Here is a 19,922-nt window from a genome sequence, read left to right on the forward strand (position 1 = left end):
TTTCTCCGCATCAGCGTCAATTATTTTATTTCCAGCGTTTTCGAGTTCAGCGTCAGCACCTGATTGACACGATCGAATGCCATGACCACCGGCGGCGGCAGCGACGGAGACATCGTGGCGTTAACGCTACAGGCCAGCCAGTGAGTGCCCGGCGTGAGCGTCGTGCCGAGACAGGGGATCTCTCCAGGAGAGGCATACAGAATGTTGCTGTTCGGCGGGGTGGTGACGACCAGCGGCTGGCGTTCAGCCAGCAAATCCTCGATCTGACACACGCCGGAAGTGGTACTGAGAGTCAGCCCGTTTTTTGCCATTCGGGTCGTCGTCAGATGATGGCGATTCAGTGCGAATCCGCCTTCCACGCAGTCGAGCGTGCGTGGGGTTACAACGCGATGTAGCCGGAGATGCCCCTGCTCATGCGGGATAAGCCAGGTGGTGACGCTGACATCCGGCCAGGGGCGCCAGACGCTTCGAAGCCACGCTGGCGTCATCTCCACCGCATCGCACTCGCGACGCCCGCGCCAGTAGCCGTCCTGCTCGCTGAACATCAGCGTCGAGTCACAGGCGGCATGGTTCAGACCATACACGCCGCGTTCAAGGGTGAAACCAAAGTGGCTGGAATAGGCGAACTTGCAGTATTTGGCGTCGAAATTGACGAAGTTATTGCGATCGTACTGCCCGGACATCAGCATCCAGACGTGATGGTTATCCTCCGCATGAACAATAAACTGCCCGGCTTCCGCTATCGGGTGAACCGTCTCCAGCACGGGCAATGGCGCGGGTTCCGCCTGCCAGAACGCACTCTCTTGCGGCAGCGCCAGAATCAGCAATGCCTTACATGCCCAGTACGGCGAACCGGGGCTGTTGTAATCTTCGGTCATCACCAGATTCGGGTATGTGTACCCCAGCGTGAACAAACCATCCGGGCCGATAAACGGTTGGCTCAGCCACCAGTCGATATGCCGCAGGATCAGCCCTTTGATAACCGGTACGCTAAACACATCCAGTCCGGTATATGCCACCGCGCTCCAGAATGCGACCTGTACGAAGCGATAAGTCAGGCTACGGCCAAAGGGGATCGCATTGCCGTCACCGGTAAAGTAATGGATATAATCTTTCGCGAACTGACGCGCGCGCTGACGATAGCGCAGGCAACGTTCGGGATCAGCATCCTGCATAAAGTGGCTGTACAGCAGGCTGTAAAAGTGAAACCCGCTGGAGATGTAGTAGTCGCGCGGCTTACCGGCGCCATCGGCGTACCAGCCGTTGCCAAGCCAGAACGGTTCAATGGCATTCAGATGCTTATCAATCACCATCATGTCGTAATGCCGCCCGACGCACTTAAGCCCCACCTGCACCAGCACCGGGAAGAAATGCCAGTTGTTATCGGGGATCTGAATGTCGGCGCTCTGGCGTAACCAGCGCTCCAGATTGTTTTGCTCGTCGATGGAGAGCGCTGACCAAAGCCCCGTTCCCGGTAACGCCAGCGCCAGGCCAAACGCCGCCATTTCGACGCATCGCTGATCGTTATCCGCCAGAGAGCCCCAGTAGTCAGGATGTTCGGGATCGCAGCCATGACGAATACCGTCGATAAACGTCTCGCGAAAATCATCGGCTTCGCCACCGCTCAGTAACGGCGCCAGCAGCCACAGCAGACGGGAGAAACCTTCCATTCCGGCGACATCCGCCGGGTAGTGTGCAGACGTTTCTCCGGCGTCCAGACGCGTGTTTCCTCGCCTCAAATGGGGGACGGCTGACGCCAGCCATTGTTGCGCCAGTCCGACATATTCTTGCCTTATTCGCATAATGAAACCTCGTTTCATTTGATAAATGTTGGACGCATAATAAGGATTCAGACGGACAGACAAATGTGATAATTGTCGTATTTTCGGACAACGTCGGTGATGAATAACAACATTCATCCGCTTTTAGCGACAAAAATTCGATTAGAGTGATAAAAGTTTAAGTTTATTCACATTGCGGGAGGGGCGGGCAGAAATGCAGCGAATGGAAGACAGCAGTTATCTTGAGAATATCAACCTCAACGATAAGTCGATTTACTTTAACCGCATGAAGAATATGCCTGCCAACTACTACCACTGGCATCAGTGTGTGGAGATCCTGTCAGTTTCTCAGGGAGTTGGCATCGCGCTAATGGAGCACCAGCAGTACACCGTTAAGCCGGGGCGTATTTTTATTTTTCCGCCGGGAAAGCTGCATAAGGTGTTTGTCGAGCAGGACGATCGTAATGTTTATCACCGTACAACGCTGCATTTTAATGGCTCAATTATTGAGCAGTACCTGCGGGATTTTCCGCGTCAGCAAATGTTGCTGCGTCAGCTCTGCGGTCGGGGAGAAAAGGCGCGGGTATTTGATGTCGGCGACGTACAGCCGGTGATTGAAACGCTGCTGAGCCGTTTTGAAACGCTGGTAAAAAGCAAAACGTTCAGCGTCAGCGACAGCGCATTTCTGGTGATGCAGATTATCAGCCTGCTGCCGCATCAGGAGCAGGCGACGGGATACAATACCTTTTCGGTCAGCATTATCCGTTGGATAGAAACTCATTTTCACCAGCGCTGCTCGCTGGACGATATCGCCCGCGAGATGGGCTGCTCGCGCGGACATGCCTCACGCCGCTTTCACGAGGAAACGGGCGGCACCATTCAGGAGTATCTGATGATGCGCCGTATCCGTCAGGCATGTGAATTGCTGTTGCACACCAACAGCTCAGTGCGTGAGATTGCCGAACAGGTCGGTTTCTCCGAGTACGCCTGGTTTATTACCTGTTTTCGCAAGAATATGGGTAAAACGCCGTTGCAATATCGCAAAACCTATTCCCCCGCCTAGTTCCCACGTCGGATGGTCTGGCCTGTAGGCCGGATAAGGCGAAGCCGCCATCCGGCGCGTTGACGAATTACGTCTGGCAGTGTGGACACCAGTAGAACGGGCGCGAGGAGAGCGTCGTTTTCTCAATAATGCCGCCGCAGCGCTCGCAGGCTTCGCCGTCCCGATGGAACACCTTAAAGCGAAACAGCGCGCCGTGATGCGTGTTCTCATCCGCCTGACCGCGCGTGGTATAAGAAAGGCGCGGGATATCGAGCAGCGCATGAGATAACGCCTCCAGCTGTTGGTCACTGAGATCTTTCGCCTTATGCTGCCCCGTCAGCCCTACCTGCCAGAGAATTTCCACACGCAGATAGTTGCCCAGCCCGGCGAGAAACGCCTGATCCAGCAACAGCCCGGAAAACTGACGATTACGAAAACGCGCAGAGAGCAGACGCGCTTTTACATCACTGGGCGTCAGCCGCGGGTCCAGCACGTCCGGCCCGACGCGTTGCAGAAACGGGTGGGTGGCGAGCTGTTCCGGCGTCAACATTTCAATGTCGGACGCGCTGTAAAGCAGAATGGTTTTATCCGCCGTTTGCAGGTTAACGCGTAATACCCGGGTGGTTGCCGGGATGTTCCCCGTCTCCACTACTCGCCATACGCCATACAACTGGTTATGGCTGTAGAGCGTCAGCCCCTGCGAAAAGTGGGTCAGCAACGCTTTCCCCCGCGTTTCGATATGGGTGACCGTCTGCCCAATCAGCGGCGATTCATACGGTTTTAACTGCGAAAAAGCAAACCAGACGTCCGTCAACGGTTTGCCTTTGATCGCCGCCTCCAGGTTATCCGCCGCACGACGGATCTCCGGGCCTTCAGGCATAGTTCTGTCCTTTGTTAGTGAGTTGCTCCGCCTGTTACTGCAATGTCAGTTTCCACATGAAGCGCTGTGACAATGGCGATTTCCAACGCCTGACGCACCGTTTCCGCCGCCATGCTGGGCGCACCAGGATGTGCCGCCGCCTGTTCCGGCAGATAAGGAATATGGATAAATCCACCCTTCACGTCCTGAATATCGCGCAATTTATGCAACAGTCCATACATTACGTGGTTGCAGACAAAAGTGCCTGCGGTCTGAGAGACCGATGCCGGAATCCCCGCTTCGCGCATCGCCGAGACCATCGCTTTGATCGGCAGCGTGCTAAACCAGGCTGCCGGGCCTTCCGCCACGATGGGCTCATCAACCGGCTGCCTGCCGCGGTTATCGGGGATACGCGCATCGTCAATATTAATCGCCACGCGCTCCACGGTAATATCCGTGCGCCCTCCGGCCTGCCCTATCGCCAGCACCAGCACCGGGGATAACGCGTCAATCGCCGCATTCAGCACGGTGAGAGAGTCGCCAAAGACGCAAGGGAGCTGGCGGGCCACCACGCGACACCCTGCGATGATAGCATTGTCGAGACGCGAGACCACTTCCCAGGAAGGGTTAACCTGCTCGCCGCCGAAGGGTTCAAACCCGGTGATTAATACCGTCTTCATCCTTCCTCCTTACAGAAACATCAGGAAATACATCAGAAACACGTTAACCAACAGCAGCACAATACCGGTCGGCACCTGCGCTTTAATCACCGCATTTTTATCCGGCAGTTCCAGCAGCGCCGCAGGCACGATATTAAAGTTTGCCGCCATCGGCGTCATCAGCGTTCCGCAGTAGCCGGAGAACATGCCGATTGCCGCCATCACCGCCGGATTCCCGCCATGTTGCAGCACCAGGATTGGAATCCCAATCCCCGCCGTCACAATCGGGAATGCGGCAAAGGCGTTCCCCATCACCATCGTCAGTAGCGCCATACCGATGGTGTAGACCGCCACAGCGATAAAACGGCTATCGACGGCAAGATATTCCTGGGTGAGATACGAAATTCCGCTGCCGACACCTGCCGCGGTAAATAACAGCCCTAACGTGGCGAGGATCTGCGGCAAAATGAACGCCCAACCGATGGAATCCAGCAGACGACGCGCTTCCTGAATCGGCTGGTGCACCTTCTCATGCGTCATCTTTATCGCCATCCCCAGACCAATCAATGACCCCGCAGTCATGGAAAACAGCGTCACCAGCGTGGCGTGATTGCCCGGCCCGAACAGCGTCTCCTGCAATCCGGGAACATGGTTGAACATAAGCACGCCGATCACCGTGACCACCGGGATCGCCAGCGCCGGATAAAACAGGCGGTTGCCCAGACGACTGGCGCTTTCCTCACGCTGTTCGCGAGTTCGCTGGTGATAGCTTCCGAGCTTCACGCCACCGAAACCGGCAATCAGCGCCATCACCACCACCGCCCCACCGACGGCGATGTTAACCATACGTTTGTCGCCCACCAGCTGATAAGTCCAGTCGCCGAGCAGGAACAGTACGCCATAAACGCCCCAGAATAACCCCGTCGTCAGGCGACGCGGATTGGCTTTGTCCTGCCACGACATGACGGCGACAATCAACAGCACCACACCGGCCAGCCAATAGAGATAGCTTTGTTGAAAATTCATTTCGCCTCTCCTTTGCTCATCGCCGCGCTGACTTTCGCCACTTCACGTTGCAGATAATTGTCCAGACGCCACAGGCGCGCGCCGTGAATCAGAAAAGCGCAGATCGCCGTCGGAATCCCCCACAGCGCAATATGCAGCGGCTCGGTCTGAATCCCGCCGGACTCCAGCATGAAGTTGTGCATAAAGATGATGGCGCCAAAAGCCACGAAAATGTCTTCGCCAAAAAACAGCCCGACGTTATCGGTGGCTGCTGACATTGCCCGCAGCCGGTAGCGAACCGTGCCTGGCAGTTCCCCGTGTATTTTCTCTGCCGCCCCTTCCGCCATCGGTGCCAGCAACGGACGCACCATTTGCGGATGGCCGCCGAGACTGGTCAGCCCCAGCGCTGCCGTCGCTTCGCGGACAAACAGATAGACAATCAGCAGACGTCCTGCCGTGGCGCTGCGGATTTTCGCGATCCACGCCTGCGCGCGCTCTTTGAGCCCGTGACGTTCCAGCAGACCGATAACCGCCAGAGGAATCAGCAGAATAAAGGGCAGGTTACGGGTATTGAGGAACCCTTCACCCAGTTTTTCGAGGATCGTGGCGATCGGCATCTGCGCCGCCAGTCCCGTAACGATCCCGGCAATAATGACCACTAATACCGGGTTAAAGCGTAAAAGAAATCCAGCCACAATGACGGCGATACCCATCAGTGGCCAGAGAGAAATTGCGTCTCCCATGATCCGTTCCTGTCAGTCGTGTTGCGTTGTTTTTATTTGCACAGCGCCTCTTCGGGCACTGTGTCAGCCTGGTTATTGGTTATGCCATAATCCTGATACTGCGTTCTTCAAACGCCGCGCGCAAACGACGGGCAAAAGCGAGTGCGTGCTCGCCGTCGCCGTGAATACATACCGTTTGCGCCACAACGTTCGCCCATTCACCGGTAATGCTTTTCACTCTACCGGATTCCACCATGCCCAGCGTTTGCGCCAACGCGTGTTCTTCGTCTTCTACCAGCGCGCCCGGCTGGGTTCGCGGCACCAGGCTGCCGTCAGCCTGATACCCCCGATCGGCAAAAACCTCCTGACGCATCGTCAGGCCATAATGCTCGCCTGCGCGAATCAGTTCGCTACCCGCCAGCCCGACCAGAATCAGCGACGGATCGCAGGCATGTACCGCTCTGGCGATGGCATCCGCCAGCTGTGGATCTTTCGCCGCCTGGTTGTACAACATACCGTGCGGTTTGACATGACGCATAACGCCGCCTTCCGCGCGGGCTATCGCCGCCAGCGCGCCGATCTGGTACAGCGTCTGGGCGTAGACGGTTTCCGGCGGTAACGTCATGGCGGTGCGGCCAAAGTTTTCCCGGTCAGGGAAACTGGGATGCGCGCCAATCGCTACGCCGTTTTTCAGCGCTTCGCGCACGCTCGCCAGCATGGTTTGTGCATCGCCCGCGTGAAATCCGCAGGCGATGTTGGCGGATGACACCAGTTGCAGTAACGCCGCATCGCTGGCGCACCCTTCTCCTAAGTCTGCGTTAAGATCAATGTTCATCATTAAGTCGCCATGTTAACTGTTCCAGATAACGCTGCTGGTCGTGACGCGCCTTAAGCGCCTCCTCCAGCGTACACTGAACAAAATGGATCGGTTGCCCGAGAGGGATCTGCGCCAGATGATACATATCCGCCTCAATGATGCAGGCGATACGCGGGTAGCCGCCGGTGGTCTGGGCATCGTTCATCAGCACGATCGGCTGACCATTATGCGGCACCTGAATAACGCCCGGCAGCAGCCCGTGCGACAGTAACTCACGTTCAGTGGTACGTTTCAGCGGTTGCCCCTGCAAACGATAGCCCATACGGTTACTTTGCGGGCTAAGCTGCCACGGCGAGCGCCAGAACGCCTCCTGCGAGGCCGCTTCAAACTCCTGGTATTCCGGGCCAGGCAACGCGCGAATCCGGTTCCCCCACAGCAGCTGTTTAACGCCCTGCGGGCCGCTGAACTGGCGTTCTGACCTTCCTGTCGCCAGCCGATCGCCATCTTTTAACAAGCGCCCTTCCAGCCCGCCAATGCCGACCTTCAGGTCGGTACTGCACGACCCCATCACTTCAGGCACGTCAATGCCGCCCGCCACGGCCAGATAGCTGCGCATTCCGTGGAGCGGGCGCTTCAGCGCCAGACGCTGCCCCGCTTTCACCGGCAGCCGCCAGCCGGTCCAGACCGGTTGGTCGTCCAGACGGGCCTCGCACCCGGCGCCGGTCAATGCAAACCAGCCGTCGGATTCAAATTCCACCACCAGTTGGCCGAGCGTAATCTCCAGCGCCGGAGCACTGGCGTCATTCCCCACCAGCAGGTTCGCGATATGCAGCGCCGGTTTGTCCAGCGCGCCGCAATGGCTAATACCGGACTGACGATAGCCGTGTCGTCCCCCATCCTGCACTGAGGTGTACATACCCGCGCGAATAATGTTCAGCATACCCCCTCCTTCTGCGGGACAAAGCGTATGGTGTCGCCCGGACGTAACAGGATGGGCTCATCCCGCTGTGGGTCGAACAGCTTCAGCGGCGTATGGCCGATTAGTTGCCAGCCGCCCGGCGTCGGCAGAGGGTAAATCCCGGTTTGCGGGCCGCCAATCCCCACGGAACCCGCCGGAACAATCAGGCGCGGTTCTGCCCGTCTTGGCGTGTGCAATTGTTCCGGTAAGCCCCCGAGATACGGAAAGCCCGGCTGAAAACCTAAAAACCAGACGACGTACTCTACTGAAGTGTGCAGTTCAACCACCTGCTTTTCGCTTAATCCGCTGTGTCGCGCCACCTCCGCCAGATCCGGGCCGCCCTCGCCGCCGTAGGTCACGGGAATTTCGATAAAGCGTGAATCAGGCTCCAGCGCCTCGCTCTCTTCCCACCAGCGCTGCAAACGTTCAATCGCATCCAGCGCCAGCGTCTGCGGCTCGCGCAGGATCACCGTGATATTGTTCATACCCGGAATTGCTTCAACAACATTCGGCATATCGACCAGGCGCTGCGCCAGTCGCCAGATGCGTTTCTGGGATGCCAGCGTGACCGGCGGCTCAAGCTCCAGCACCACCGCCGTTTCACCTAACAGATAACAACGCGCTCGTTGCACTTTCGTCCCTCTCGTGTTTTATGCGTTATGCCGGATTAGGAATATCAATAAAGGTCACATCCAGACTCGTATTTTCAGTCAGCCATTCGCTTAACGCGCGAATACCGCCGCGCTCGGTGGCGTGGTGTCCGGCGGCATAGAAATGCAGCCCCTGTTCGCGGGCGGAGTGAATCGTCTGTTCAGAGACCTCGCCGGTAATAAACGCATCCACGCCAAAGCGCGCGGCGCTGTCGATAAAACTTTGCCCGCCACCGGTACACCAGGCCACACGCTGCACTTTTTCCGGCCCGGTATCGCCGCACCATAACGGTTTACGCCCCAGGCGCGCTTCAATCCACGAGGCCAGTTCCAGCCCCGGCACCGGCATTGATAACTCTCCCCACGGCACCAGCGGCTCGATTTCCCCCATCACGGTAATGCCGAGCAGCGCCGCCAGTTGCACGTTGTTTCCCAGTTCCGGGTGCGCATCCAACGGCAGATGCCAGCCATAGAGGTTAATGTCATTCGCCAGCAGCGTTTTCAGCCGGTTGCGTTTCATACCGCGAATGACCGGAGATTCCCCTTTCCAGAAGTAACCATGATGAACGATGACCGCATCAGCCTGCTGGCGTACCGCTTCATCCAGTAAGGCCTGGCTTGCCGTCACGCCGGTCACGATTTTTTGCACCGTCTCTTTGCCTTCAACCTGTAAGCCATTCGGCGCGTAATCGCTGATGGCCGCGCTGTTCAGCTTTTCATTGATCAGTTGTTCCAGTTCGGTGTTTTTCATCATCGCTCCCTTCTTCATATGTGCACTACGTTAAAATAGCGTTCTCCCGTCACTTCGTCGATAGCCATTTCTTCGACACATTGAGAAACAATCACGCCGTTTTAAGACGCAAAATGCTTACCCTTACTCGATCTGATTCATGTATATTTATGCAATCAGACAGCATATTGCAAAAATAATCAGATCTGTATCGAAGTTATAACTTTAAGGAAACACACTCACGCCGCGGATTTCTTTTGCGGTGTGACATCCATCCCGGAATCACAATGAATAAACCATCTTCTCAACCGCGCGCCATTTATTACGTCGTCGCACTGCAAATTTGGGAATACTTCAGCTTTTACGGCATGCGCGCCCTGCTGATTCTCTATCTCACCAACCAGCTAAAATACGACGATAACCATGCGTATGCGCTGTTCAGCGCTTACTGTTCGCTGGTCTATGTCACCCCGATTCTCGGCGGGTATCTGGCGGATAAAGTGCTCGGTAATCGCATGGCGGTCATGCTGGGAGCATTTTTGATGGCCGTTGGGCATCTGGTGCTGGGGGCGAGTGAAATCGCGCCGACCTTCCTTTATTTGTCGCTGGCGATCATCGTCTGCGGTTACGGTCTGTTCAAATCCAACATCAGTTGCCTGTTGGGTGAGCTGTATAAGCCGGAAGATCCACGCCGCGACGGGGGATTCTCACTGCTGTATGCCGCCGGCAATATCGGCTCGATCGTTGCCCCTATCGCCTGTGGTTATGTTCAGGAAGAGTACAGCTGGGCGATGGGTTTTGCGCTGGCCGCCATCGGCATGATCGCCGGGTTAATTATCTTCCTGTGCGGCAATCGCCATTTCGCCCACACCACTGGGGTGAATAAAGTCGCGCTGCACGCCAGAACGTTTGTTCTGCCCAACTGGTGTTGGCTGCTGGTGCTGTTGGTCGCCGCGCCGCTACTGATCACGGTGCTGTTCTGGAAAGAATGGTCGGTCTATGCGCTGATTGTCGCCACCGTTATTGGTCTTGCGGTGCTGACAAAAATCTACCGTCAGGCACAGACGCAAAAACAGCGTAAAGAGCTGGGGCTGATTGTGGTTCTCACCTTCTTCAGCATGTTGTTCTGGGCGTTCGCCCAACAGGGCGGCAGCTCCATCAGTTTGTACATCGACCGATTTGTGAACCGTACGATTCTGGGTTACGAAGTACCGACGGCAATGTTCCAGTCAGTGAATGCCTTCGCGGTCATGCTGTGCGGCGTGGTGCTGGCCTGGCTGATTAAGGAGAGTATGGGCGGCAACCGTACCGTGCGGATCTGGGGGAAATTCGCCCTGGGTCTCGGTTTGATGAGCGCTGGATTCTGCATTCTGACCGTAAGCGCCCGGTTATCTGCCGCCTACGGTCACTCTTCTATGCCACTGATGATCTTAGGGTTGGCGGTAATGGGGTTTGCCGAGTTGTTCATCGACCCGGTCGCAATGTCGCAGATTACACGTATTGAGATCCCTGGCGTGACGGGCGTCCTGACCGGCATCTATATGTTGCTCTCCGGCGCGATCGCCAACTATCTGGCTGGCGTCATTGCCGATCAGACCTCGCAGAGCGCGTTTGATGCAAGCGGCGCGATCAACTACGCCATCAATGCCTATATCGATGTGTTCGACCAGATAACCTGGGGAGCGCTGGCCTGCGTGGCGCTGGTACTGCTGATTTGGCTGTATCAGTCGCTCAAATTCAGAAACCGCCCGCTGGCGGTTGAGTCCTGAATGACATTACGCCCGGTGGCGCTACGCTTACCGGGCCTACAGCGTAGCTCTATTCTGTAGGCCGGATAAGGCATCGCCGCCATCCGGCATAACGTATAAAAAAACCGCCACATTTCTGTTGGCGGTTTTCTCGGACGATGCTGTATATCAGTAGAAATCGCAGGTCACTTTTTCTGCCTGCTCCATCCACACCGGTTTATCGCTGGTTTTCGACCAGACGCGATGCAGATAGCTGTAAAAACGAGCACGGTCTTTCCAGAACAACATGACCGGCAGCGCCAGAACCCCAGCCACAACGGCGAGAATGCGGCGCAACAAAACAACATGAGCTGGATATTCTTTATAGAGTTCCATACTTTTCTCCCCTTTATCTGGCCGGTAATCATCACCGGTAAAGTCAAATTGGTTATCTGCTGAAAATAGTACCGCTTTGCGTGTAATTTTACTACTCATCCGACCACTTATTTTTGTCTATTTAAGCTTTATTTACATTCGCCCTGTAATTAAGTTACATAAAAGTTAAATTAATACTAATCATTAGTTAAATGATGGTCTTTTTCATTTTTATACTTTTTTTACACCCTACGCGCCGATTTTTGCAAAATCTTTGCAGGCAAAAAATTACCCTCCGCATATCAGAAGAAAAACCACTGGAGGTGCACTGTGAGTGCAGGCGTAATCATCGGCATCATGCTGATTTTCTTACTTTTGGGTTACCTAGTGTATGCCCTGATTAATGCGGAGGCATTCTGATGGCGGCCCAGGGATTTTTACTGACAGCCAGTTTTTTACTGATCCTGTTCGTGCTCGCCCGCCCTTTAGGCGTGGGTCTGGCGCGACTTATCAACGACATTCCCCTGCCAGGCACCGCCAGCGCAGAGCGTCTGCTATGGCGCGGGTTGGGGATACCGACGCAAGAAATGGACTGGAAACAGTATCTGCTGGCCATTCTTACCCTGAATCTGTTGGGTCTGGCAGTGCTGTTTCTGATGCTGCTGGGGCAAAACCTGCTGCCGCTGAACCCGCAGCAGTTGCCTGGCCTTTCCTGGCATCTGGCGCTCAATACGGCCATCAGTTTTGTCACCAATACCAACTGGCAGTCCTACGGTGGGGAAACCACCTTAAGCTACTTCAGCCAGATGGCGGGACTGACCGTACAGAACTTCCTGTCGGCGGCTACCGGTATCGCAGTGATCTTCGTCCTGATCCGCGCCTTTACGCGCCAGAGCATGGATACGCTGGGCAACGCCTGGATGGATTTGGTGCGCATTACGCTGTGGATCTTATTACCGCTCGCCCTGTTAATCGCCCTGCTTTTCATCCAGCAGGGCGCACTGCAAAACCTGCTGCCCTATCAACCGTTCACCAGCGTTGAAGGTGTGAAACAGCTTTTGCCGATGGGGCCAGTAGCTTCACAGGAAGCCATAAAGATGCTCGGCACCAACGGCGGCGGGTTCTTCAACGCCAACTCATCGCATCCGTTTGAAAACCCGAGCGCATTAACCAACATGGTACAGATGCTGGCGATCTTTTTGATTCCCGCCGCGCTTTGCTTTGCCTTTGGCGATGCGTCAGGCGATCGCCGTCAGGGGCAGATGCTGCTGTGGGCGATGTCGATCATTTTCGTGGTCTGCGTCGCCGTGGTGATGTCGGCGGAAGTTCAGGGCAATCCTCATCTGCTGAAGTTTGGCGCCGACAGCAGCCTCAATATGGAAGGCAAAGAGAGCCGCTTTGGCGTGCTGGTCAGCAGCCTGTTCGCCGTCGTGACCACGGCGGCCTCCTGCGGGGCGGTTATCGCTATGCATGACTCCTTTACCGCGCTGGGCGGCATGGTGCCAATGTGGCTGATGCAAATCGGCGAAGTGGTTTTTGGCGGCGTCGGTTCGGGTTTGTACGGCATGCTGTTGTTCGTATTGTTAGCCGTATTTATCGCCGGGCTGATGATTGGCCGCACGCCAGAATATCTGGGTAAAAAAATCGACGTGCGCGAAATGAAAATGACCGCCCTGGCGATTCTGATTACCCCGACGTTGGTATTGCTCGGTACGGCGCTGGCGATGATGACCGAAACCGGCCGCAGCGGAATGCTCAACCCCGGCCCACACGGTTTTAGCGAAGTGCTGTACGCCGTTTCTTCGGCGGCCAACAACAACGGCAGCGCCTTTGCCGGTCTGAACGCCAACACGCCCTTCTGGAACTGCCTGCTGGCCTTCTGCATGTTTGTCGGTCGCTTCGGGGTGATTATCCCGGTCATGACAATTGCCGGATCGCTGGTCGGTAAAAAGCGCCAGCCGGCCAGCCCCGGCACACTGCCGACGCACGGCGCGCTGTTTGTCGGCCTGCTGATCGGTACGGTGTTGCTGGTGGGCGCACTGACCTTTATTCCTGCGCTGGCGCTTGGGCCGGTTGCTGAACACCTCTCTTTATATTGAGCGAAGCGGAGTACATGGTGATGAGTCGCAAACAACTGGCGCTGTTCGAACCCTCCCTGGTCGCTCAGGCGCTGATCGAGGCCGTGAAAAAATTAAGCCCACATACCCAGTGGCGCAATCCGGTCATGTTTATTGTCTGGATCGGCAGTCTGCTGACGACCCTTATCACGGCGGCGATGGCAACCGGGCAGATGCCAGGGAATCCCCGGTTTACTGGCGCGATAAGCCTCTGGCTGTGGGTTACCGTCCTGTTCGCTAACGTTGCCGAAGCGCTGGCGGAAGGTCGCAGCAAAGCGCAGGCCAGCAGTCTGAAAGGGGTGAAGAAAACGGCATTTGCCCGCAAACTGCGTGAACCAAAGTATGGCGCGCAGGCGGATCGCCTCCCTGCCGATGAGCTGCGTAAAGGGGATATCGTCCTGGTTGAAGCGGGCGATATTATTCCCTGCGACGGCGAGGTCATTGAAGGCGGCGCATCGGTGGACGAAAGCGCCATTACCGGTGAGTCCGCGCCGGTGATTCGTGAATCCGGCGGCGACTTTGCCTCAGTGACCGGCGGAACACGTATTCTCTCCGACTGGCTGGTCATCGAATGCAGCGTGAATCCCGGCGAAACCTTCCTTGACCGGATGATCGCGATGGTGGAAGGCGCGCAGCGCCGTAAAACGCCAAACGAAATCGCGCTGACCATTCTGCTGATTGCCCTGACTATTGTCTTTTTACTGGCAACCGCCACGCTCTGGCCCTTTTCCGCCTGGGGCGGCCATGCCGTCAGCGTGACGGTGCTGGTCGCCCTGCTGGTTTGCCTGATCCCCACCACTATCGGCGGATTACTTTCGGCGATCGGCGTCGCCGGGATGAGTCGAATGCTGGGAGCAAACGTCATCGCCACCAGTGGGCGGGCGGTAGAAGCCGCAGGCGACGTGGACGTGCTGCTGCTGGATAAAACCGGCACCATCACCCTCGGCAACCGTCAAGCCTCGGACTTTCTGCCCGCTCAGGGCGTGGATGAAAAGACGCTGGCCGACGCGGCGCAGCTCTCTTCGCTGGCCGACGAGACGCCGGAAGGCCGCAGCATCGTCATTCTCGCCAAACAGCGTTTTAATCTGCGCGAGCGCGATGTGCAGTCGCGCCATGCCACCTTTGTTCCCTTTACCGCGCAAAGCCGGATGAGCGGCATCAACATTGATAACCGAATGATCCGTAAAGGTTCCGTGGATGCCATTCGCCGCCACGTTGAAGCCAGCGGTGGTCACTTCCCTGCTGACGTGGAGCAAAAAGTGGATAGCGTCGCCCGTCTTGGCGCCACGCCGCTGGTGGTGGTGGAAGGTTCCCGCGTGCTGGGCGTTATCGCGCTGAAAGATATTGTCAAAGGCGGGATTAAGGAACGTTTTGCCCAGTTGCGCAAAATGGGCATCAAAACGGTGATGATCACCGGCGACAACCGCCTGACGGCCGCGGCGATTGCCGCCGAAGCCGGTGTGGATGATTTCCTGGCGGAAGCCACACCAGAAGCCAAGCTGGCGTTGATCCGCCAGTACCAGGCTGAAGGTCGCCTGGTGGCGATGACCGGCGACGGAACCAACGATGCACCGGCGCTGGCGCAGGCTGATGTGGCGGTGGCAATGAACTCCGGTACTCAGGCAGCGAAAGAAGCCGGTAACATGGTGGATCTGGATTCCAACCCGACCAAGCTGATCGAAGTGGTGCATATCGGTAAACAGATGCTGATGACGCGCGGTTCGCTCACCACGTTCAGTATCGCCAATGACGTGGCGAAATATTTCGCCATCATTCCGGCGGCGTTTGCCGCGACGTACCCGCAGTTGAATACGCTGAACATTATGCGTCTGCATTCGCCGGATTCCGCAATCCTCAGCGCGGTGATCTTCAATGCGTTGATTATCGTTTTTCTGATCCCGCTGGCATTGAAAGGGGTGAGCTATAAGCCGCTTTCGGCCTCTGCCATGCTGCGCCGTAATCTGTGGATTTACGGCCTGGGTGGTCTGGTTGTGCCGTTTATCGGCATTAAAGTGATTGATTTACTGCTGACTCTGCTGGGTCTGGTGTGAGGTTTATAATGAGTGGATTACGTCCTGCATTATCAACGCTGGTGTTTCTGACGCTGCTAACCGGCGGCATTTACCCGCTGCTTACCACCGCGCTGGGGCAATGGTGGTTCCCGTATCAGGCTAACGGTTCACTGATTGTTGATGGCAGTCTCGTGCGCGGCTCTGCGCTTATCGGGCAGAATTTTACCGCCGACGGCTATTTTCAGGGACGCCCGTCAGCAACGGCGGAAATACCCTATAATCCCATGGCTTCCGGCGGCAGTAATCTGGCGGTCAGCAACCCGGAGCTGGATAACCAGTTGCAGCAGCGGGTGAAGGCGCTGCGGGCCGCTAACCCGGACGCCAGCACGACGATTCCGGTGGAGCTGCTCACCGCCTCCGCCAGCGGGCTGGACAATAACCTGACGCCAGCAGCGGCGGCGTGGCAGATCCCGCGCGTCGCCAAAGCGCGAAATCTCAGCGTTGAAGCCGTGACGCAGTTGGTCGCAGAATATACGCAAAAGCCGCTGGTGAGTTTTATCGGCCAGCCAGTGGTCAATATCGTGGAACTCAATTTAGCGCTGGATAAGCTCTGATGGTTAATGAAGAACCGCTACGCCCTGACCCCGATCGCCTGCTGGAACAGACCGCCGCACCACACCGGGGAAAACTGAAAATCTTCTTCGGCGCCTGCGCAGGCGTCGGGAAAACCTGGGCGATGCTGGCTGAGGCGCAGCGACTGCGGGCGCAAGGGCTGGATATTTTGACGGGTGTCGTGGAAACCCACGGGCGTAAAGAGACCGCTGCGCTGCTGGACGGCCTCAGCATCCTGCCGCTAAAACGACAGACGCGTCACGGACGCCATCTCAGCGAGTTCGATCTTGACGCGGCGCTGGCCCGTCGCCCGGCGCTTATTCTCATGGACGAACTGGCGCACAGTAATGCGCCAGGCTCGCGCCACCCTAAACGCTGGCAGGATATCGAAGAGCTGCTGGAAGCGGGTATTGACGTCTTTACCACCGTCAACGTCCAGCACCTGGAAAGCCTCAACGATGTGGTCAGCGGCGTGACCGGCATTCAGGTTCGTGAAACCGTACCAGACCCCTTCTTCGATGCCGCCGATGAAGTGGTTCTGGTCGACCTGCCGCCTGACGATCTGCGAGCGCGTCTGAAAGAGGGCAAGGTGTACATTGCCGGCCAGGCTGAACGCGCCATTGAGCACTTCTTTCGCAAAGGCAATTTGATCGCCCTGCGTGAACTGGCACTGCGCCGCACGGCCGACCGGGTGGACGATCAAATGCGCGCCTGGCGGAGCCATCCAGGCGAAGAGAAAGTGTGGCATACCCGCGACGCCATTCTGCTGTGCATCGGGCACAACACCGGCAGTGAAAAACTGGTGCGTGCCGCCGCGCGGCTGGCTGCCCGCCTCGGCAGCGTCTGGCACGCGGTGTATGTCGAAACCCCGGCGCTGCATCGCCTGCCGGAAAAGCAGCGGCGCGCCATCTTGAGCGCCCTGCGTCTGGCGCAGGAGCTGGGCGCAGAGACCGCCACGCTTTCCGATCCCGCCGAAGAAAAAGCGGTTGTGCGTTACGCCCGGGAACATAATCTTGGCAAAATTGTGCTGGGGCGTCCGGCAACGCGACGCTGGTGGCGCAGAGATTCGTTTGCCGATCGCCTGGCGAAACAGGCGCCGGATCTCGATCAGGTGGTCGTCGCCCTTGATGATCCCCCGACTCGCCCGTTGAATCAGACACCGGATACCCGTGCCTTCAAAGATAAGTGGCGGGTGCAGATACAGGGCTGCCTGGTCGCGATCGCCCTTTGCGCAGTGACCACCGTCATCGCCGTACAGTGGATGGTCGCCTTTGACGCGGCTAACCTGGTGATGCTGTATCTGCTGGGCGTGGTGATTATCGCTCTGTTTTATGGGCGCTGGCCCTCGGTAGTGGCAACCTTTATTAACGTCGCCAGCTTCGATCTCTTTTTTATTGCTCCTCGCGGCACGCTTGCCGTTTCCGATGTGCAGTATCTGTTGACCTTCGCCGTGATGCTGACGGTGGGGCTGGTGATTGGTAACCTGACGGCGGGCGTGCGCTATCAGGCGCGGGTTGCCCGCTATCGGGAACAGCGCACGCGCCATCTGTACGAGATGTCCAAAGCGCTGGCGGTGGGGCGAAGCAGGCAGGATATCGCCGCCACCAGCGAACAGTTTATCGCCTCCACGTTTCAGGCCCGCAGCCAGGTGTTATTGCCGGATGAAAACGGCACGCTGACCCACCAGCAGGGCATAACGCCGTGGGATGACGCCATCGCCCGGTGGAGCTTTGACAAAGGCCAGCCGGCCGGGGCGGGCACAGATACCCTGCCCGGCGTGCCGTATCAAATTTTACCGTTAAAAAGCGCCGATAAAACGCATGGACTGGTGGTGGTCGAGCCGGGGAATCTTCGCCAGTTGATGATCCCGGAGCAACAGCGGCTACTGGAAACATTCACCTTGCTGGTCGCCAGCGCGCTGGAGCGTCTGACGCTTACCGCCAGTGAAGAGCTGGCCCGACTCGCCAGCGAGCGCGAAAGCATTCGCAATGCCCTGCTCGCCGCCCTCTCCCACGACTTGCGCACGCCGCTGACGGTGCTGTTTGGTCAGGCGGAGATTTTAACCCTGGATTTGGCAAGTGAAGGATCGCCGCATGCGCGCCAGGCCAGCGAAATCCGCCAGCACATACTCAACACCACCCGACTGGTGAATAACCTGCTGGACATGGCGCGCATTCAGTCCGGTGGATTTAATCTTAAAAAAGAGTGGCTGACGCTTGAAGAGGTTGTCGGCAGCGCCCTGCAAATGCTGGAGCCGGGGCTATCCCACCCCATTAACCTGTCGCTGCCAGCGCCGCTGACGCTGGTACACGTTGACGGCCAGCTGTTTGAACGGGTACTGATCAACCTTCTGGAAAACGCCGTCAAATACGCCGGTTCACAGGCGGAGATCGGCATTGATGCCCATGTTGAAGACGAACATCTTCAGCTTGACGTCTGGGATAATGGCCCCGGCATTCCTGACGGGCAGGAGAAAAGCATCTTCGACAAATTTGCCCGGGGAAATAAAGAGTCTGCCGTACCGGGCGTTGGGCTGGGGCTGGCTATTTGCCAGGCGATTGTTGAAGTGCACGGTGGAACGATTTCCGCCCACAATCGCCCGCAGGGCGGAGCCTGTTTCCGTGTTACACTCCCGCAGGAAACTGCACCTGAACTTGAAGATTTTCATGAGGATATGTGACCAACGTTCTGATTGTTGAAGACGAACAGGCTATTCGTCGCTTTCTGCGCAGCGCGCTGGAAAGCGACGGGCTGCGCGTGTACGAAGCAGAGACGCTAAGCCGTGGGTTGCTGGAAGCCGCCACGCGGAAACCCGATCTCATCATTCTTGATCTTGGCCTGCCTGACGGCGACGGCATCGATTTTATTCGCGACCTGCGACAATGGAGCGCAATTCCGGTGATTGTGCTTTCTGCTCGCAGCGAGGAGAGCGATAAAATCACTGCGCTGGATGCGGGCGCCGATGACTATCTGAGTAAACCCTTCGGCATTGGCGAACTACAGGCGCGCTTACGCGTGGCGCTGCGCCGTCACGCCAGCGGCCCTTCTCCTGACCCCATCGTGCAGTTTTCCAGCATAAAAGTGGACTTAGCAGCACACCTTATCCACCGTGATGAAGAAGAAATTCACCTGACGCCGATTGAGTTTCGCCTACTGGCCGTGTTGCTGAATAATGCGGGCAAAGTGCTCACCCAGCGCCAGCTGTTGAACCAGGTCTGGGGCCCGAACGCCGTCGAGCACAGTCACTATTTGCGTATTTATATGGGTCACCTGCGACAGAAACTGGAGAAAGATCCCGCCCGCCCCCGCCATTTCATTACCGAAACCGGAATCGGTTATCGTTTTATGCCATGAATGGTTATTCATTTTTTTTAATTAATTCCTAAATATCATTTTTATCATTAACCACACTGCAAATAATGTATTTTGCAGTGTAAGCTCATTCCTTAAAAAATATAAAAACACAAACTCATAACATATAAACAACAATACGATATCTTATCGTGTGATATGCATAAACAACGACTAAATATTTTAGAAATGATCGTTTTTTATTGATCTTCTTCACAGATCAGGCTCATTTCCTGGATAAAATACCCTCACCTTCCACTTATCCAGTAAAGGTAACCAAAATGGAAAATAATAGCCGTACAATGCCCCATATAAGGCGGACAACTCATATTATGATGTTTGCTCACCGTAACAGCTTCGACTTTCATTTCTTTAATGCCCGTTAGTCTTTCGACTAAGGGCACTCCAGCATACAGGTCTTCCTGACCCCTTGTATCGCAGGCTAACGCCTGTATCTCGTGGTGCTCACACTGCATAACCCTGTTTTACCTGTGACCGGAAAGGT

Annotated in this window: 19 protein-coding genes; 9 read left to right on the plus strand and 10 right to left on the minus strand. The window is 56.5% G+C overall.

Annotated elements, in window-relative coordinates:
* Positions 1-20 precede the first annotated feature (20 nt).
* The gene (locus tag OGY62_RS07305; protein ID WP_227657320.1) at positions 21-1,802 is read right to left on the minus strand and encodes a DUF2264 domain-containing protein; all 1,782 of its coding nucleotides are present in this window, start codon (positions 1,800-1,802) and stop codon (positions 21-23) included.
* A gap of 193 nt (positions 1,803-1,995) precedes the next feature.
* On the opposite strand from OGY62_RS07305, the gene OGY62_RS07310 reads away from it, so the two are divergent.
* The gene (locus OGY62_RS07310; RefSeq protein WP_058668776.1) at positions 1,996-2,844 is read left to right on the plus strand and encodes an AraC family transcriptional regulator; all 849 of its coding nucleotides are present in this window, start codon (positions 1,996-1,998) and stop codon (positions 2,842-2,844) included.
* Between the two features lie 67 nt (positions 2,845-2,911).
* Here the strand turns inward: OGY62_RS07310 and nei are convergent, their stop codons facing one another.
* From nei to ybgI, 8 genes are all read right to left on the minus strand, one after another.
* Entirely contained in the window at positions 2,912-3,703 is a 792-nt protein-coding gene (gene nei, locus OGY62_RS07315; RefSeq protein ID WP_012133292.1) for an endonuclease VIII, read from the minus strand.
* 14 nt (positions 3,704-3,717) lie between these two features.
* On the minus strand, positions 3,718-4,362 hold the full coding sequence (gene pcp, locus OGY62_RS07320) for a pyroglutamyl-peptidase I (protein WP_012133293.1): 645 nt from the start codon (positions 4,360-4,362) through the stop codon (positions 3,718-3,720).
* A gap of 9 nt (positions 4,363-4,371) precedes the next feature.
* Positions 4,372-5,367, minus strand: a complete 996-nt coding sequence (locus tag OGY62_RS07325; RefSeq protein ID WP_112002177.1) for a DUF979 domain-containing protein — start codon at positions 5,365-5,367, stop codon at positions 4,372-4,374.
* The gene (locus OGY62_RS07330; RefSeq protein ID WP_012133295.1) at positions 5,364-6,089 is read right to left on the minus strand and encodes a DUF969 domain-containing protein; all 726 of its coding nucleotides are present in this window, start codon (positions 6,087-6,089) and stop codon (positions 5,364-5,366) included. Before OGY62_RS07330 ends, OGY62_RS07325 begins: the two co-directional genes overlap by 4 nt.
* A 79-nt stretch (positions 6,090-6,168) precedes the next feature.
* Complete coding sequence (pxpA, locus tag OGY62_RS07335; protein WP_286459589.1) at positions 6,169-6,903, minus strand: 5-oxoprolinase subunit PxpA; 735 nt, start codon at positions 6,901-6,903, stop codon at positions 6,169-6,171.
* Positions 6,893-7,825, minus strand: a complete 933-nt coding sequence (gene pxpC / locus OGY62_RS07340) for a 5-oxoprolinase subunit PxpC (RefSeq protein WP_012133297.1) — start codon at positions 7,823-7,825, stop codon at positions 6,893-6,895. The genes pxpA and pxpC overlap by 11 nt, the downstream gene beginning before the upstream one ends.
* Positions 7,819-8,475: a 5-oxoprolinase subunit PxpB gene (gene pxpB / locus OGY62_RS07345; RefSeq protein WP_286459439.1), complete on the minus strand. Its 657-nt coding sequence runs from the start codon at positions 8,473-8,475 to the stop codon at positions 7,819-7,821. The genes pxpC and pxpB overlap by 7 nt, the downstream gene beginning before the upstream one ends.
* Positions 8,476-8,500: 25 nt before the next feature.
* Positions 8,501-9,244, minus strand: coding sequence for a radiation resistance protein YbgI (ybgI, locus tag OGY62_RS07350; RefSeq protein WP_024130534.1), 744 nt, complete (start codon positions 9,242-9,244; stop codon positions 8,501-8,503).
* 266 nt (positions 9,245-9,510) lie between these two features.
* Here ybgI and OGY62_RS07355 point away from each other — a divergent pair, with 266 nt between their 5' ends.
* Positions 9,511-10,992, plus strand: coding sequence for an MFS transporter (locus tag OGY62_RS07355; protein ID WP_114847761.1), 1,482 nt, complete (start codon positions 9,511-9,513; stop codon positions 10,990-10,992).
* A gap of 147 nt (positions 10,993-11,139) precedes the next feature.
* On the opposite strand, the gene OGY62_RS07360 is transcribed toward OGY62_RS07355, so the two are convergent.
* On the minus strand, positions 11,140-11,346 hold the full coding sequence (locus tag OGY62_RS07360; RefSeq protein WP_115182348.1) for a YbfA family protein: 207 nt from the start codon (positions 11,344-11,346) through the stop codon (positions 11,140-11,142).
* A 309-nt stretch (positions 11,347-11,655) separates the two neighbouring features.
* Between OGY62_RS07360 and kdpF the strand changes: the two genes are divergently transcribed.
* The 7 genes from kdpF (at position 11,656) to speFL (ending at position 19,803) form a co-directional block, all read left to right on the plus strand.
* Positions 11,656-11,745 (plus strand): K(+)-transporting ATPase subunit F, encoded by a 90-nt coding sequence (gene kdpF, locus OGY62_RS07365; protein ID WP_047458128.1) that lies wholly within the window; start codon positions 11,656-11,658, stop codon positions 11,743-11,745.
* Complete coding sequence (gene kdpA / locus OGY62_RS07370; protein WP_286459441.1) at positions 11,745-13,424, plus strand: potassium-transporting ATPase subunit KdpA; 1,680 nt, start codon at positions 11,745-11,747, stop codon at positions 13,422-13,424. The genes kdpF and kdpA overlap by 1 nt, the downstream gene beginning before the upstream one ends.
* A 20-nt stretch (positions 13,425-13,444) precedes the next feature.
* Positions 13,445-15,493 carry a potassium-transporting ATPase subunit KdpB gene (gene kdpB / locus OGY62_RS07375; RefSeq protein WP_130029113.1) on the plus strand — a complete coding sequence of 683 codons (2,049 nt, stop codon included), beginning with the start codon at positions 13,445-13,447 and terminating at the stop codon, positions 15,491-15,493.
* Positions 15,494-15,501: 8 nt separating this feature from the next.
* Positions 15,502-16,068: a K(+)-transporting ATPase subunit C gene (gene kdpC, locus OGY62_RS07380; RefSeq protein WP_110494533.1), complete on the plus strand. Its 567-nt coding sequence runs from the start codon at positions 15,502-15,504 to the stop codon at positions 16,066-16,068.
* The gene (gene kdpD, locus OGY62_RS07385) at positions 16,068-18,746 is read left to right on the plus strand and encodes a two-component system sensor histidine kinase KdpD (protein ID WP_286459444.1); all 2,679 of its coding nucleotides are present in this window, start codon (positions 16,068-16,070) and stop codon (positions 18,744-18,746) included. Before kdpC ends, kdpD begins: the two co-directional genes overlap by 1 nt.
* Positions 18,743-19,420, plus strand: coding sequence for a two-component system response regulator KdpE (gene kdpE, locus OGY62_RS07390; protein ID WP_115609492.1), 678 nt, complete (start codon positions 18,743-18,745; stop codon positions 19,418-19,420). The genes kdpD and kdpE overlap by 4 nt, the downstream gene beginning before the upstream one ends.
* Positions 19,421-19,698: 278 nt before the next feature.
* On the plus strand, positions 19,699-19,803 hold the full coding sequence (gene speFL, locus OGY62_RS07395; RefSeq protein WP_114149115.1) for a leader peptide SpeFL: 105 nt from the start codon (positions 19,699-19,701) through the stop codon (positions 19,801-19,803).
* Positions 19,804-19,922 lie beyond the last annotated feature (119 nt).

Origin of the sequence: Citrobacter sp. CK198 (assembly GCF_030333295.1) — a bacterium.
Classification (GTDB): Bacteria; Pseudomonadota; Gammaproteobacteria; order Enterobacterales; family Enterobacteriaceae; genus Citrobacter_B; species Citrobacter_B koseri.